The sequence below is a fragment of the Paenibacillus sp. GD4 genome (assembly GCF_030846225.1).
Classification (GTDB): domain Bacteria; phylum Bacillota; class Bacilli; order Paenibacillales; family NBRC-103111; genus Paenibacillus_G; species Paenibacillus_G silviterrae.
Genome location: NZ_JAVCYK010000001.1, coordinates 3,347,362 through 3,361,877 on the forward strand (window position 1 = coordinate 3,347,362; position 14,516 = coordinate 3,361,877).

General features: G+C 51.6%; 13 protein-coding genes. 9 read left to right on the plus strand and 4 right to left on the minus strand.

What is annotated here, in order from left to right; all coding sequences use genetic code 11:
• Positions 1 to 33 precede the first annotated feature (33 nt).
• Together RAC89_RS16190 and RAC89_RS16195 are read left to right on the plus strand one after the other, a co-directional pair.
• A complete protein-coding gene (locus RAC89_RS16190; protein ID WP_306614687.1) occupies positions 34 to 762 on the plus strand; it encodes a ThuA domain-containing protein in 729 nt (242 codons plus the stop codon).
• Positions 763 to 777: 15 nt separating this feature from the next.
• Entirely contained in the window at positions 778 to 1,881 is a 1,104-nt protein-coding gene (locus RAC89_RS16195) for a Gfo/Idh/MocA family protein (RefSeq protein ID WP_306614688.1), read from the plus strand.
• 71 nt (positions 1,882 to 1,952) lie between these two features.
• On the opposite strand, the gene sspI is transcribed toward RAC89_RS16195, so the two are convergent.
• Complete coding sequence (gene sspI, locus RAC89_RS16200) at positions 1,953 to 2,168, minus strand: small acid-soluble spore protein SspI (protein ID WP_284644369.1); 216 nt, start codon at positions 2,166 to 2,168, stop codon at positions 1,953 to 1,955.
• A 142-nt stretch (positions 2,169 to 2,310) separates the two neighbouring features.
• Here sspI and RAC89_RS16205 point away from each other — a divergent pair, with 142 nt between their 5' ends.
• From RAC89_RS16205 to RAC89_RS16215, 3 genes are all read left to right on the plus strand, one after another.
• Entirely contained in the window at positions 2,311 to 2,970 is a 660-nt protein-coding gene (locus RAC89_RS16205; RefSeq protein ID WP_306614690.1) for a potassium channel family protein, read from the plus strand.
• A gap of 4 nt (positions 2,971 to 2,974) precedes the next feature.
• A complete protein-coding gene (locus tag RAC89_RS16210; RefSeq protein WP_306614691.1) occupies positions 2,975 to 3,808 on the plus strand; it encodes a TrmH family RNA methyltransferase in 834 nt (277 codons plus the stop codon).
• Between the two features lie 262 nt (positions 3,809 to 4,070).
• Entirely contained in the window at positions 4,071 to 5,114 is a 1,044-nt protein-coding gene (locus RAC89_RS16215) for a metallophosphoesterase family protein (RefSeq protein ID WP_306614692.1), read from the plus strand.
• A gap of 71 nt (positions 5,115 to 5,185) precedes the next feature.
• Here the strand turns inward: RAC89_RS16215 and RAC89_RS16220 are convergent, their stop codons facing one another.
• On the minus strand, positions 5,186 to 5,731 hold the full coding sequence (locus RAC89_RS16220) for a TetR/AcrR family transcriptional regulator (RefSeq protein WP_306616108.1): 546 nt from the start codon (positions 5,729 to 5,731) through the stop codon (positions 5,186 to 5,188).
• Positions 5,732 to 5,956: 225 nt separating this feature from the next.
• Between RAC89_RS16220 and RAC89_RS16225 the strand changes: the two genes are divergently transcribed.
• From RAC89_RS16225 to RAC89_RS16240, 4 genes are all read left to right on the plus strand, one after another.
• Positions 5,957 to 7,006: an NAD(P)-dependent alcohol dehydrogenase gene (locus tag RAC89_RS16225; protein WP_306614693.1), complete on the plus strand. Its 1,050-nt coding sequence runs from the start codon at positions 5,957 to 5,959 to the stop codon at positions 7,004 to 7,006.
• A 72-nt stretch (positions 7,007 to 7,078) separates the two neighbouring features.
• Complete coding sequence (locus RAC89_RS16230) at positions 7,079 to 7,786, plus strand: SDR family oxidoreductase (RefSeq protein WP_306614694.1); 708 nt, start codon at positions 7,079 to 7,081, stop codon at positions 7,784 to 7,786.
• A gap of 137 nt (positions 7,787 to 7,923) precedes the next feature.
• Positions 7,924 to 9,360: a cardiolipin synthase gene (gene cls, locus RAC89_RS16235; RefSeq protein ID WP_306616109.1), complete on the plus strand. Its 1,437-nt coding sequence runs from the start codon at positions 7,924 to 7,926 to the stop codon at positions 9,358 to 9,360.
• Between the two features lie 140 nt (positions 9,361 to 9,500).
• Entirely contained in the window at positions 9,501 to 12,695 is a 3,195-nt protein-coding gene (locus RAC89_RS16240; RefSeq protein WP_306614695.1) for a bifunctional cytochrome P450/NADPH--P450 reductase, read from the plus strand.
• A 50-nt stretch (positions 12,696 to 12,745) separates the two neighbouring features.
• Here the strand turns inward: RAC89_RS16240 and RAC89_RS16245 are convergent, their stop codons facing one another.
• Together RAC89_RS16245 and pdxR are read right to left on the minus strand one after the other, a co-directional pair.
• On the minus strand, positions 12,746 to 12,964 hold the full coding sequence (locus RAC89_RS16245) for a hypothetical protein (protein WP_284644379.1): 219 nt from the start codon (positions 12,962 to 12,964) through the stop codon (positions 12,746 to 12,748).
• A gap of 114 nt (positions 12,965 to 13,078) precedes the next feature.
• Positions 13,079 to 14,509 carry a MocR-like pyridoxine biosynthesis transcription factor PdxR gene (gene pdxR / locus RAC89_RS16250; protein ID WP_306614696.1) on the minus strand — a complete coding sequence of 477 codons (1,431 nt, stop codon included), beginning with the start codon at positions 14,507 to 14,509 and terminating at the stop codon, positions 13,079 to 13,081.
• Positions 14,510 to 14,516 lie beyond the last annotated feature (7 nt).

Below are 14,516 nucleotides of genomic sequence, written 5' to 3' on the forward strand. Positions count from 1 at the left end.
TATCACATTCCGAGAGAAGGAGCGAAATAAACCATGGCTGCTAAGAAAGCTTTGATCGTATGGGGAGGATGGCTCGGCCACCAGCCGCAGGAGGTTGCGGAAATTTTCAGAAGCGTACTGACGGAGGAAGGCTTTGAGGTCGAGGTATCCGATACGCTGGAGGCCTTCGCGGACGGGGAGAAGCTGAAGGGGCTCGATCTGATTGTTCCGGCATGGACAATGGGTGAAATCACCAAGCAGCTGGTTGCCAATGTGTCGGAGGCGGTTCAGAGCGGTGTAGGTATCGCAGGCTGCCACGGAGGCATGTGCGATTCGTTCCGCAATAATGTCGACTGGCAGTTCATGACCGGCGGTCAATGGGTGGCGCATCCCGGTAACGACGGCGTGGAGTATGTGGTGAACATCAAGCACAGCTCCAGTCCGCTTGTAGACGGAATGCAGGATTTTACGGTCAAAACCGAGCAGTACTACCTCCACGTCGACCCGGCGGTAGAGGTATTGGCTACGACACGGTTCCCCGTGGTTCCGGGACCGCACTCGCTCAACAAGAGCGTAGATATGCCGGTAGTATGGACGAAACGATGGGGTGTAGGCCGCGTTTACTATAATTCGCTCGGTCATCAGGCGAATATCGTCGATATGCCAGAGGTCAAGGAAATGATGCGCCGCGGCTTCCTCTGGGCAGCCGAAGGCAAGCGATTGGCTCAAGAAGCAAATGTTGCCGCCGGAATCCAATATACCGGCATGGGCGACAGCAACTAGGAGGAGACGCGAACCATGGAGAAGATCAGAGTCGGAATTGTCGGCTGCGGCAAAATCAGCGGCATTTATTTTAAAAACTGCAGCACGTATCCCGATATGGAGGTTGCCGCCTGTGCGGACTTGAGCCTGGAGCGTGCTCAGGCCGCGGCTGAGGAGCACGGCATAGTGAAGGCCTGCTCGGTAGAGGAACTGCTTGCAGATCCGGCGATTGACATCGTGATCAACCTGACGATTCCGGCGGCGCACGCAGAGGTATGCTTGAAGGCGCTGGAAGCGGGCAAGCACGTATATGTGGAAAAGCCGCTAGCCGTTACCCGTGAGGAAGGGCAGCAAATTTTGGCTAAGGCAGCTGAGAAGAAGCTGCTCGTGGGCAGCGCGCCGGATACGTTCCTGGGCGGCGGCATTCAAACCTCGATCAAGCTGATCGAGGACGGCTGGATCGGTACGCCGGTGGCGGCCACAGCGTTCATGATGGGCCGCGGCCATGAGCACTGGCATCCGGATCCGGAGTTTTATTACGCCAAGGGCGGCGGACCGATGTTTGACATGGGACCGTATTATTTAACGGCACTGGTCGCCATGCTCGGGCCGATCCGACAAGTGAGCGGGATGACGAAGGTGAGCTTCCCTGAGCGGACGATTACAAGCGAGAAGAAGTACGGTCAGACGATTCAGGTAGAAACGCCGACCCATGTGGCGGGTTTGCTTGATTTTCACAGCGGGGCGATCGGAACGATCATTACTTCCTTCGATGTGTTCGGCGGCGCGCAGCTTCCTCGCATCGAGGTCTACGGCAGCCTGGGTACGATCAGTGTGCCGGATCCGAATACGTTCGGCGGTCCGGTGCGGCTGAAGCGTCATGACGCCAAGGAGTGGATGGAGATCCCTCTGTCACATGGTTATGCAGAGAACGGACGCGGTCTAGGCGTGCTCGATATGGCGTATGCGATTCGCGGCGGTCGTCAGAATCGGGCTAATGGAGAACTTGCTTATCATGTTCTGGAGGCCATGCATGGCTTCCACGATTCTTCCGACCAAGGCAAGCATTATCAAATGCAAAGCACCTGCGAGCGTCCGAAGGCCATGCCATCCGGCTTGGTGAAGGGCATTTTGGATTAAACAGCAGAGTAAAACAGCCACGCTTCGCGTAAAGAATCTATACGCGCGGCGTGGCTTTTTATATGGATGGATTATACTTTGGCTGTGCTGACATGGTCCTTCAGTGTGGAAATCAGCTGATTCTGAACATCTGCACCGCAGTTCTTCCATATAATTTCAAAAAGGACACCGAGACCGGGCAGTACTTGCTCCTGCGCGTCGATGGAGTCCTCGATAACGCCGCGCAGCTCTTCGTCGTTCTTTCCCTGCACTCGTTGAACAATGGCTTGCCTCAGGTTTAGGTTCATGAAAGATTCCTCCGATTTCGTCATTCTGTACCGTTCTACTTTGTAATATGCGCAACTTACGCAAGCTTCATGCTTACCACATGATTGTCATTTTGGCGTGATGACCAGCACTTTGGTATAATGAGATCGGGAGGCGAAGCTTATGAAGAAGCAGTTTGCTGTGATCGGTATGGGACGATTCGGGCATAGCGTTGCCAAATCGCTCGCCGATATGGGATACGAAGTACTGGCAATTGACAGCTCGGACCAGCGGACGCAGGAAGCCGCCCACTTGGTAACGCATGTCGTGCAAGCGGATTCCACCGATGAAGATGCGATGCGCGCGCTCGGCATTCGGAATTTTGACGTGGTTGTTGTGGCGATCGGGCAAGATATTCAAGCTAGCATACTCACCACCATTATTCTCAAGGAAATCGGCGTGCCTACCGTCATTGTTAAAGCACAGAATGAGCTGCACGGCAAGGTTCTGACTAAAGTCGGTGCGGACAAGGTCGTTTACCCTGAAAGGGATATGGGACAGCGTGTGGCGCATCACCTCATTTCCCCCAATATCATTGATTATATTGAGCTTTCCGACGATCACAGCATCGTGGAGATTCAAGCGTCGGAAGGGTTGTACGGCAAGAGCTTGCGCGATCTGCACATCCGTGCCCGGTTCGGATGTAACGTCATGGCGATCAAATCAAGCGGAAAGATGAATATTGCACCTCATGCGGATGATCTGATTAAGCAAGGCGACGTTTTGGTAGTTGTCGGGAAAAATACGGATCTGCAGCGATTCGAAAAAGCACTTACGGAGTAGAAGAATGAATTCGATAAAGGTACCTTATACTATGGAAATCAGCTCCCTGCAGAATCCGCGGGTGAAGCAATGGACGGGCTTGTTAGATAAAAAGGGCCGCGATAAGGAAGGGCATTTTCTTATCGAAGGGCTGCATCTTGTGCAGGAGGCGCTTCGCTCGGATATTCAGCCGTACACCGTCGTGTATTCAGCCGAACGGGAGCGGCCTTCGGAAGAGCTGAGAGCATTGCTGGTGCTGGCTGCCGAGCAGCGCATCGAGTGTGTCGGCGTCAGCGAATCAGTACTTGCCAAGTGCACGGACACCCAGACTCCGCAGCCGGTATTTGCCGTCATGCCGAAGCTGCCATGGAAGCCGGAGCACGTGCTGAAGGCTTCTGCCAGCGGCGGGCTGGTTGTAGTGATTGACGGCGTGCAGGACCCTGGCAATCTAGGCACGATCATTCGCAGTGCCGATGCGGTGGGCGCTTCTGGAGTGCTGCTTGGAAAGGGTACAGTGGACCTGTACAATCCGAAGACCGTGCGCTCGACGATGGGATCTTTGTTTCACCTTCCGATTGCCCAGGGAGTGTTGACGGAATGGCTGCCCCAGGCGGCGGATACGGGCGTAGGCATCGTGACCACCAGCCTGCAAGGTGCTGTGAGCTGTTATGATTATGACTTCCGCGGTCCCACTTGGATTGTAATCGGTAACGAAGGGCAGGGCGTGTCGGAGGAAGTGCGCGCGTTGACCGGGCAGCATGTGCTTATACCGATGCAAGGCCGGGCGGAGTCGTTGAATGCGGCTATGGCGGCTACGGTGATTTTGTTCGAGGCCATGCGTCAGCGGCAATCACGGTAGGGTTCGAATGTCATATGGTATGGCAAATAAAAGGTAATATCAAGTGAATGAGAATAACGTGCAAAAATCGGCAGCCGAATCGCGGCTGCCGATATTTTTTTTCCTGGGCTATAATTAACAATTTCGATCGCTCTGTTGAATTATCAACAAATTACGTTACTTTAACCATTGAATGCACGATTCTTAATTATATAATAATAGACGTCAGTTTATTAAACAAATGAATTTGCTTATACATCTTTTGTTAAGGGGAAATCACCTAGTGACAAGACGTAATTTCATCAAATGGCTGATCGTTGCCGTTGGGACATTCATTCTGACCATCTCCATATTTACGATGTTCCGCCGCTCCAAGGCTGATACGGAAGGAAGCTTAGCTGAGTCCGTAACGGCGCCGACTAAAGACTCGACGGAAGCCGTCGCCCTGCCGCTGCTTTCTTTTTTCATCATCAGCGACTTGCATATTACATCGGGTAGCTCCAGTCAGTCCCAACATCTGAGAAAAGCGTTGGATGACATCAATACGTTCGGAGATAAAGCTCAGGCCATTTTCATTACCGGAGACATTACCGATTCGGCGACACCGGCAGAGTATAGGGAATATCAATCTATCATGTCCCAATACCAGCTGCCGCCTGTATATGCCAATATGGGCAATCACGATTATTACCATGTCTGGATTGACAAGAACGGCGTGTGGAATATGGACACATTCCCGAACGGCAAGACGGATGCTATGGCGCGGCAAGCGTTCACAACCTTATTTAAACTGGACAAGCCGTACCATGACGTGAGGTTGAACGGGGTGCATTTTATCCTCCTGTCGCAGGAGACGTATGTTCAGGAGAAACCGGAAGTCGGTGAAGGTGCCTGGTACTCCGACGAGCAAATGAACTGGTTCCAGAGCAAGATGGCGGAAAACAAGGACGGAAAACCGGTATTTGTCATGATCCACCAAGAGCTGCCTCCAATCGGTCAGGACGGAGGTAATCATACATTGATTAAAGCAAAGCAGTTCCGCGAGATTTTGAAGTCATATCCGAACGTTTTCGTATTCTCCGGGCATACCCATCAGGACTTTACGAACAACACGCAGCACTACATTAAGGAAACGTTTCATTGGTTTAAAAATTCATCAGTCGGCAGAGTGCTTGACAGCAGCTACCAGCATGTAAGGAAGGACGCTGCGCAGGGATTGTTCGTTGAGGTTTATGCCGACAAGGTCGTGCTGCGCGGCCGAGAGTTCAGCAATCGGACATGGATCGAGGAAGGACATTGGACGGTGCCGCTTTCGATTCAAAGCTGACGGGATAGAGACCAGAGCGTCCCGACAAGCAGGCAGAACGCTCTGGTTAAATTCGCAGGATTTACACAGGATTATAAAGTTCTTTCTAACAAAGCCCCAACTTGCTTGGCCATTACTTGAGGCGGATAGGGCATTCCATTCCTGATCCACCATTCAATTACCCCTACATAAGCAGTCCCGGCATATTGCAGCATAACATCTTCGCTTAAATCAGCATTTCTTTCGCTTTCATTGTCAATTTCACCTTTGAATCCTTCCATAATATAATCAAGCAGCCGAGTTCTAAACGATGGAGCTCCTCTGCTCGCTAACATGGTCGAAAAAAATAAATAATTTTTCTCAAAGTATTCAAAAAAAGGCACAAGAGCATTGCTCCAATTCAGCTTACATGCCCAATCGCCCATCTCCTCTAATTCTTTAATGTGTGATTCTATAAGTTTATCCAACAAATCAAATTTGTCCTGATAATGAAGGTAAATCGTTCCGCGGTTAATGTTTGCCCGGTCGGCAATATCCTGAATGGTAATGTCATCGAAATTTTTTTCAGTCATCAGCTCAATGACAGCTTTTCTCATCGATTCTTGTGTTTTAAGAATTCTTCGGTCTACTTTTGCCACCGTAATTTTCACCCAGCCTTCTTGAATAAGTAACATGTTTGATTCCTGTGTTGAATTATGAACAATTGTTATTGATATGTTGAATAAACAACGAATTGCGTTCTTTTAACCATTGCAAGCATTTCAGTTCCACTTATAATTATAAACAGATGTCGATTAATAATAAAGTGTTTATTAAGATAGCTGAAGCCTACCAACTAATTCATGGATTTCAGGAGGTTATGTATGATTATTGCTAATGCACGTGCTGCATTCAGTCCCGAAGGTCCGTTTAAGCTAACCACGATAGAACGCAGGGAGCTTGAGCCGCATGATGTTCTCATTGAGATTAAATATGCCGGTATTTGCCACTCCGATATCCATACAACCCGCGGCGAATGGGGACCGGTCAACTATCCGCTCGTTCCCGGACACGAGATCGCCGGAATTGTCACACAGGTTGGTCCGGAGGTCACAAAGTATGCCTTTGGCGACCGAGTAGGGGTAGGCTGCATGGTTGATTCCTGCAGAGAGTGCGATAACTGCCAAAAGGGTGAGGAGCAGTATTGCCTGGGCGGCATGACAGGCACCTACGGAGCGGTCGACAGGTACGGGCAATATACGCAGGGTGGTTATTCCACCCACATCGTGGTAACCGAAGACTTCGTGGTAAGGATTCCTGACGGTATTGAGCTTGACGCCGCCGCTCCATTGCTGTGTGCCGGCATCACGACGTATTCCCCGCTGCGTCATTGGGGAGCTGCACCAGGCAAGAGGGTAGCTGTTGTTGGATTTGGCGGGCTTGGACATATGGCTGTGAAGATCGCCCATGCCATGGGGGCGGAGGTTACCGTTTTATCACAAACAGTGAAGAAGAAAGAAGACGGCTTGCGGCTGGGCGCGGACCATTATTATGCTACAAGCGATCCGGAGACGTTTAAAGAACTTGCTGGTACGTTTGACCTTATCGTGAATACCGTAAGCGCCAAGATCGATATTAGTGCCTACCTTTCGCTGCTGGCGCTGGACGGTACGCTAGTCAATGTCGGTGCGCCGGCGGAGCCGCTGTCACTTAACGTATTTTCTCTTATCGGCCATCGCCGGTCTTTTGCCGGGTCGATGATCGGTGGAATTCGCGAAACGCAGGAAATGCTTGACTTTTGCGCTGAGCACCACATCACTCCGGAGATCGAGGTTATTTCCGCCAACCGGATTGATGAAGCTTGGGAGCGCGTACTGGCTTCCGATGTCCGGTATCGGTTTGTGATCGACATCAGTACGATGGGGAATGAATAACATTTATCTTAGTACAAAATTAGGGCGCACCTACACCGGTGTGCCTCTTTATTTGGCGGAGGAGGAGTTACGATGTCAGAGGACATGAGAGTTGCCCTTGTCACCGGCGGGAATCGGGGGATTGGATACGAGCTGGTCAAACAATTGGCTATGAATGGATTTAAGGTCATTATGGCGAGTCGGGATTGGGAAAGAGGGCATGCAGCTGCGCAAAAGCTTAAGGCGTCAAGCCTTGACGTTTCGTTTGTGGTGATGGATGTATCCGATACGGAAAGCATCCGTCAAGCTGCGCTCACAGTAAATGAGCAGTATGGAAGATTAGACGTATTGATTAATAATGCCGGCGTGTACTTGGATGGAAATGAAAAGCTAGTGGATATGGAACCTTCCATTCTAGAGCGGACAATGGCAACTAATTTCTTCGGCGCTTACCATGTAATCCGTTCGTTTCTTCCCCTTATGAAAAAACATGGATATGGCAGGATTATTAATGTTTCTTCCGAATATGGGGCGATGAGCGAAATGTCATATCAGGGAGCAGGGGCCTATAAATTGTCTAAGCTTGCCTTGAATGGATTGACACAATTGATAGCTGCAGAAATCAAGGGTGATATCAAAATAAATGCGGTTGATCCGGGATGGGTAAGTTCGGAGATGGGGGGACCATCCGCTCCCAAAACTCCAACGGCAGCTGCGGAGTCTATCCTTTGGTTGGCTACGATTGGACCGGAAGGACCGAACGGGGAATTTTTCAGAGATGGAAAACGAATCGGCTGGTAACAATAGTATGAATGGCAGGACATGCCTGTTCCATGATACAATTCAGCTCAGGCTGAGGCAGCGCGATTCACGGGCTCAGCCGTGCGATTCCTGAAAGTGAACAATCGAAGGGGTTGTGTTCCGTGGAAATCACTGTGATGTCCGTCATGATATCGATGATTATGGTGAGCAACATTATTTTGGCGGGAGTCGTCGTGTTCATGGAGAGAAGAGATGTCGGCTCCACTTGGGCATGGCTGATGGTTTTATTTTTTATCCCGCTGCTTGGCTTTATATTTTACATATTTATCGGAAGGCAGCTGAAGCATAAGCATTTTTACGATTTGACCAGGGAAGAGAAAATATATTTTGAAACGAAGGTTGCTGAGGAGCTGGCCGCCATTGATGAGCTGAAATACGATAAGGAAAGCTTGATCGGCCAATATTCCGATGTAATCAAAATGAATTTGAGGTCCTCGAGCGCTTTGCTGACGACGGACAACGAGATTCAAGTTTTTCACGATGGAAAGGACAAATTTGAATCCTTGTTTCGCGATATAAGGCAGGCGAAGAAGGAAATCCATGTGCAATATTACATCATTCAGCCCGATTCCCTCGGCAAGCAGCTGCGGGATGAATTGATACAAAAGGCGAAAGAGGGCGTCAAGGTTAGGCTGCTGTATGACGAGGTCGGCTCCAAACGACTTCCGCGCTCCTTTTTCCAAGAGCTCACTTCGCATGGGGGGCAAGTGGAGATATTTTTTCCCTCCTTCTTGCGGCTGTTTAATTTTCGGATCAATAACCGAAACCACCGCAAATTGTGTGTGATTGACGGAGAGATCGGGTACATCGGGGGCTTTAATGTCGGGGAAGAGTATTTGGGATTGGACCAAGGCATGGGCTATTGGCGGGATACCCACTTTCGAGTGCAGGGAGAGGCCGTGAATCATATTCAAGGGCGCTTTATGCTGGATTGGCGGTTGGCTTCGAAGGCCTCCGGGGAAGAAACACGGCTGTTCGCGAATCGTACGGAGCGCTGTCATGGATATTCTCCGGTACAAATTATCGCAAGCGGTCCGAACTCGCAAACGGAGCATCTCAAGAATCTGTATATCAAGCTGATCGCGACGGCCAAGCACAGCGTACATATCCAGACTCCATATTTTATACCGGATTCAAGCTTTATGGACGCATGCAAAATTGCTTTGTTATCGGGTGTCGATGTTCAAATTATGATCCCTAACAAGCCCGATCAGCTGTTCGTCTACTGGGCTACCTGGTCGAATGTCGGCGAATTGCTGCCTTACGGGGCCAAAATTTTTTTGTACGAGAAGGGCTTCCTGCACGCCAAAACCATCATTGTCGACCAAACCGTTGCTTCCGTGGGGACAACCAATGTCGATAATCGCAGCTTCAAATTAAACTTTGAAATCAACGCCATCGTTTATGACACGGACGTTGCCAAGCGGCTGTATGATTTGTTCGTCCGAGATATGCAAGTATGTTCGGAGCTCACAACGGAACGGTATGAGGCTCGCGGCCGCAAGATCAAACTGAGAGAAGCCGTCTCCCGTCTGTTGTCGCCATTATTGTAGCGCCCTCGCAAAAGCTCCGGGGCAGGCACCCTTTTACCATGGAATTCACTGTTGCTTGTATTCTTCCTGGGTGGAAAGTAAATCCTATAGAGGATTTATACAGCAATTGCTGATTTACATGCGGAAGAGGAGCCTGCTTAATGGAAAATGTTACGTCGATCCCCCAGCCTAAAACGTACGGTGTACTCGGTAATTTGCCGTTAATTGATAAGGACTCGCCCACGTTATCCTTCTGTAAGCTTGCGGATGAGTACGGTCCGATTTTTCGATTCGAGGTATTCGGAAGATCGGTCATTATTATTTCCGGTCCTGATTTGGTGGCCGATGCGTGCGATGAATCCCGGTTTGACAAAGGGATCGGTCACCTCCTAAAGGTACGCGACTTTGCGGGGGACGGGTTGTTTACCAGTCTGACCACAGAGCCCAATTGGAAAAAAGCGCATCAGATTTTGATGCCGGCCTTCAGCCAGCAGGCTATGAAAGGGTATCATGGCATGATGGTTGATATCGCTGTGCAGCTCGTACAAAAATGGGCCCGGTTGAACGCGGACGAAAGCATCGATGTGCCCGAGGATATGACACGCCTTACGCTGGATACGATCGGGCTGTGCGGATTTAACTATCGGTTCAACAGCTATTACCGGGAAACGCCGAATCCTTTTATCGTCAGCATGGTTCGGGCTTTGGACGAAGCGATGCATTATAACAACCGGCTGCCGATTCAAAATAAGCTGATGGTGAAGACGAAACGCCAATACGAGAACGATATTCAATCCATGTTCGCGCTGGTAGATAAAATTATCTCCGACCGCAAAGCAAGCGGAGATCAAGGGGAAACCGACCTGCTCTCCCGGATGCTGAGTGCGAAGGACCCCGAAACCGGAGAGCGGCTGGATGACGAGAATATTCGTTATCAAATGATCACCTTCTTGATCGCCGGGCATGAAACGACGAGCGGTCTGTTGTCCTTCACAACGTACTTCCTGCTCAAGCACCCTGAAGTATTGAAAAAGGCTTATGCCGAAGTGGATGAAGTGCTGGGCGACGGGCTGCCTACGTATGAGCAGGTGTTACAGCTTAAGTATATTCGCATGATTCTGAATGAATCGTTACGCCTATGGCCGACGGCCCCTCAATTTAATCTGGTTGCCCAGGAAGATACGGTGATTGGGGGAAAGTACCCGATCGCCAAGGGAGAAGCCGTATCCGTGCTTCTGCCCCAGCTTCATCGGGATAAGGGAGCATGGGGGGAGGATGCAGAGCAATTCCGTCCGGAGAGGTTCGAAGATCCGGCAAGCATACCGAACCATGCGTATAAGCCCTTCGGGAACGGACAGCGGGCATGTATCGGCATGCAGTTCGCGCTTCACGAAGCTACGCTTGTGCTCGGAATGATCCTCCAGCAATTTCAGTTGATTGACCATAGGAACTATCAGCTAAAGGTCAAACAGACGCTGACGCTAAAGCCGGATGACTTTAGCATTCGCGTGCAATTGCGGGACCAGAAGGCAGCCTCGGCATATCCTGTCAAGCCGGAAGCGGAAGCGAAGGCGGAGGAGGCTCCATCGTCCAAGGCCGAGTCGCCGTCTCAGAGAGCATCCCTCCTTGGAGTGGATAACCGGCCGCTCCTTGTCCTTTACGGCTCCAATATGGGAACGGCCGAGCGCATCGCCAAAGAGCTGGCGGATGTAGCCCGTCTGCACGGGATCCGAAGCGAAGCGGCCGCATTGAATGAACGGCTCGGCCATTTGCCCAAAGAAGGGGCTTTGCTGATCATTACCTCGTCCTATAACGGGAAGCCGCCGAGCAACGCGCGCCAGTTCGTACAATGGCTGGAGCAGGCCGAGCCGAAGGATTTCCAAGGCGTTCGCTACTCGGTATTCGGCTGCGGGGACCGCAATTGGGCCGCCACGTATCAAGAAGTCCCCCGCTACATCGACGAGAAGCTGGCTGAGCTGGGAGCGATCCGGTTCTCCCTTCGCGGCGAGGCCGATGCGAGCGGAGATTTCGAAAAGCAGTTTGAAGCCTGGAAAGCGCAAATGTGGGCCGATGCGATGAAGACGTTTGATCTAAAGCTCAACGAAAATGCGGAAAAGGAACGGAGCACGCTGAACCTTCAGTTTGTCAGCGGCATGGCCGAGACGCCGCTCGCTCAATCCTATGAAGCCGTTCACGCGGCGGTATTGGACAACCGGGAGCTTCAGCAGCCCGGCAGCGAACGGAGTACGCGGCATCTGGAGGTCCAATTGCCGGAAGGCGTAACGTATCAGGAAGGCGACCATCTTGGAGTTTTTCCAAGCAATCGCCGGGAGAACGTCGAGCGTATCCTGCGGCGGTTTGGTTTGGACGGCAAGGATCAAGTGATCCTGACGGCAAGCGGAGTAAGCGCATCTCATCTGCCTCTAGACCGCCCTGTCTCGCTTCATGATCTGCTAAACCATAGCATAGAGCTTCAAGAACCAGCGACACGTGCCCAAATCCGTGAGGCGGCCGCATTCACGGTGTGTCCTCCGCATAAGCGGGAATTGGAAGCTTTGTTAGGCGAGGGTGTATACGAGGAACAGATCCTGAAGAGACGGGTGACGATGCTGGACCTGGTGGAGAAATACGAAGCGTGCGAGATACCATTTGAGAAGTTTCTGGAAATGCTGCCTCCGCTCAAGCCAAGATACTATTCGATTTCCAGCTCTCCCCGGATCTACGCAGAGCGTGCCAGCGTCACCGTTGGCGTGGTCCGTGGTGAGGCATGGAGCGGACAAGGGGAATACCGTGGAGTAGCCTCCAATTACTTGGCCGAGCGTACGGCCGGAGACGATCTCGTCGTCTTCGTTCGCACACCGGAATCCGGCTTCCAGCTCCCGGAAGACCCGCAGATCCCTATCATTATGGTAGGACCGGGGACAGGAGTGGCGCCTTTCCGGGGCTTTCTGCAGGCTCGCGCCGTCATGAAGCGGGAAGGAGCCCCCCTGGGTGAAGCCCATCTGTATTTCGGCTGCAGGAACGATGCGGATTACCTGTACCGTGACGAGCTGGAGCAATATGAAAAAGACGGCATCGTTACGCTTCATACGGCCTTTTCCCGAAAGGAAGGCGAGTCGAAAACGTACGTTCAGCATCTGATGGCGAACGATGCCGAGGCGATCATCCGTATGCTTGACGGGGGCGGGCGGCTTTACGTTTGCGGAGACGGAAGCACGATGGCTCCGTCGGTAGAGGAGGAGCTGCTGAAGGCTTATCAGCTTGTCCATGGAGCGGAGCGGCCGGCAGCGGAGCAATGGCTGGAGCGGCTTCAGTCGAACGGAACGTATGCGAAGGACGTCTGGTCCGGTCAATAAGAAAAGGCAGTCATCACCTTGCGATGCAGGGGATGATTGCCTTTTGCTTTTCACGTATTGATTTTGACGATATAAACGACCAACGCAACATAGCTCAGAACAATAATGATCAGATAGATCCAAGAGAGTCTGGACCAGTTGCTTTTGGTTTTCATATCGTATGTGGGATTGCCTTCTTTATTCTTTTTGGAAAAGCCTACATAAAAGGTGCCTAACACGGCAATCAGCATCACAGTTGCAAACAAAATGTAGTAAACAAACAAAGGCATCTCTTTGTCGCCCCCTTACTCGCTGAACTTGAATCACATCTTTACTATATCAAAAGTTGGCCTGTCCATGGCCATCCACTTTGGCTATTTTTGACCCATCCAATTCGCTTTAACTTAAATCGAATGCAGAGCCTCGGCAAATTTCCGAATGCCGGGAACGATTTCCTCTTCGAAGGGACGTGCGAAGCTGAATCGGACATGTCCCGGCTCCGAGCCATACACCGTCCCGGGCATAAAGACGACCCCTCTTCTTATCGATTCTTCCAGCAGCTTGTAATCATCAATGTCCCTCAGAATTTGACACCACAGGTTGAGACCGCCCCGGACGGGATTATAGCGAATAAGACCGGACAGCTCCTGCTGCAGAGCGTCAAGCATCACGGACTGCTTCCGCGATAGAGCGCTGCGCAAGCTTCTGATATGCTCATCGAAATGACCTGCACGGAGAAACTCATTGGCGAGCCATTGCGGAACGACACTTAGTCCGAAGTCGATTTGCTGTTTGGAATCGGCAAGCCGTTTCACCACCGACTGGGGAGCAACCAGCCATCCGATGCGAAGGCCGGAGGCCGCAACCTTGGACAAGGAGCCGACATACAGCACCGATCCGTGAATGTCCATCGATTTAAGCGCAGGAGGCGGCTCGTGGTCGAAGGAGGTCAGGCTGAACGGATCGTCCTCTACAATCGGGATGCCCAGCTCGGCGGCGATTTGCAGCAGTGCTTGTCTCTTGGACGGGTGCAGAATGCTGCCCGTCGGATTCTGATAATTCGGATTCAGGAAAAGCATACGAATCCGATGCTGACGGAACAAGCTTCGGATGTCTTCCGGTTCTATGCCATCCTCCGTTACGGGAAGCCGGAATAATCGCAGACCGGCCGACTGGAACATAGGCAGGGAATAACAGTAGGAAGGATCCTCGACGGCTACCGCATCCCCCGGGGACAGCAGGCACTGCGTAATCAGGTAAAGCGATTGCTGGGAGCCCGACGTAATGAGAATTGAAGATTCGGTGGTACGTATATGCAGGTGCTTTTCCAAAAAGGAAACCAGGGTTTCCCGCAGGGGCAAATACCCATAAGGATCGTCATAGCCGAGATGGGCCTGAAACGGCACGGTCTTTAGCAGCTCGCGGATCGTTTCATTCGGAAATAAATCGGACGACAGCTCGCCGCTGGCAAAGTTAATGATGGATTTGCGCTCGTACAAAACCTCGCGGACCCTGCGGATAAAGGGGAGGTTCGGCGCGAAGGTTCCCCCCTCGACAAATTGGCGCCAATTCGGTGCAAGACTCGGTGCGGCCCCCCACGTCATCTTGCTGACCATTGTGCCGCTGCCGGTGATGCTTTCCACGATGCCCTTGGCCCGCAGCTCCTCGTAAGCCCGCACCACGGTGCTTCGGTTTACTCCGAGCTGCTCCGCAAGCTTTCTTTCGGAGGGGAGGAAGCTGCCGGGCGGATATTCGCCGTAGATGATGCTTCTTTCAATGTCGTCCGATATTTGCTGATACAGGGGCTTGGGACTGGTCCGATCGGGATTTCGCATGTTTATC

What these genes read in the sequence shown, in the direction of transcription:
- RAC89_RS16225 (WP_306614693.1), top strand. Translation starts at nt 5,957, where the DNA reads ATGATTATTGCTAATGCACGTGCTGCATTCAGTCCCGAAGGTCCGTTT.
- RAC89_RS16245 (WP_284644379.1), bottom strand. Translation starts at nt 12,964, where the DNA reads ATGCCTTTGTTTGTTTACTACATTTTGTTTGCAACTGTGATGCTGATT.
- RAC89_RS16195 (WP_306614688.1), top strand. Translation starts at nt 778, where the DNA reads ATGGAGAAGATCAGAGTCGGAATTGTCGGCTGCGGCAAAATCAGCGGC.
- RAC89_RS16230 (WP_306614694.1), top strand. Translation starts at nt 7,079, where the DNA reads ATGTCAGAGGACATGAGAGTTGCCCTTGTCACCGGCGGGAATCGGGGG.
- sspI (WP_284644369.1), bottom strand. Translation starts at nt 2,168, where the DNA reads ATGAACCTAAACCTGAGGCAAGCCATTGTTCAACGAGTGCAGGGAAAG.
- RAC89_RS16205 (WP_306614690.1), top strand. Translation starts at nt 2,311, where the DNA reads ATGAAGAAGCAGTTTGCTGTGATCGGTATGGGACGATTCGGGCATAGC.
- RAC89_RS16210 (WP_306614691.1), top strand. Translation starts at nt 2,975, where the DNA reads ATGAATTCGATAAAGGTACCTTATACTATGGAAATCAGCTCCCTGCAG.
- RAC89_RS16240 (WP_306614695.1), top strand. Translation starts at nt 9,501, where the DNA reads ATGGAAAATGTTACGTCGATCCCCCAGCCTAAAACGTACGGTGTACTC.
- pdxR (WP_306614696.1), bottom strand. Translation starts at nt 14,509, where the DNA reads ATGCGAAATCCCGATCGGACCAGTCCCAAGCCCCTGTATCAGCAAATA.
- RAC89_RS16190 (WP_306614687.1), top strand. Translation starts at nt 34, where the DNA reads ATGGCTGCTAAGAAAGCTTTGATCGTATGGGGAGGATGGCTCGGCCAC.
- cls (WP_306616109.1), top strand. Translation starts at nt 7,924, where the DNA reads ATGTCCGTCATGATATCGATGATTATGGTGAGCAACATTATTTTGGCG.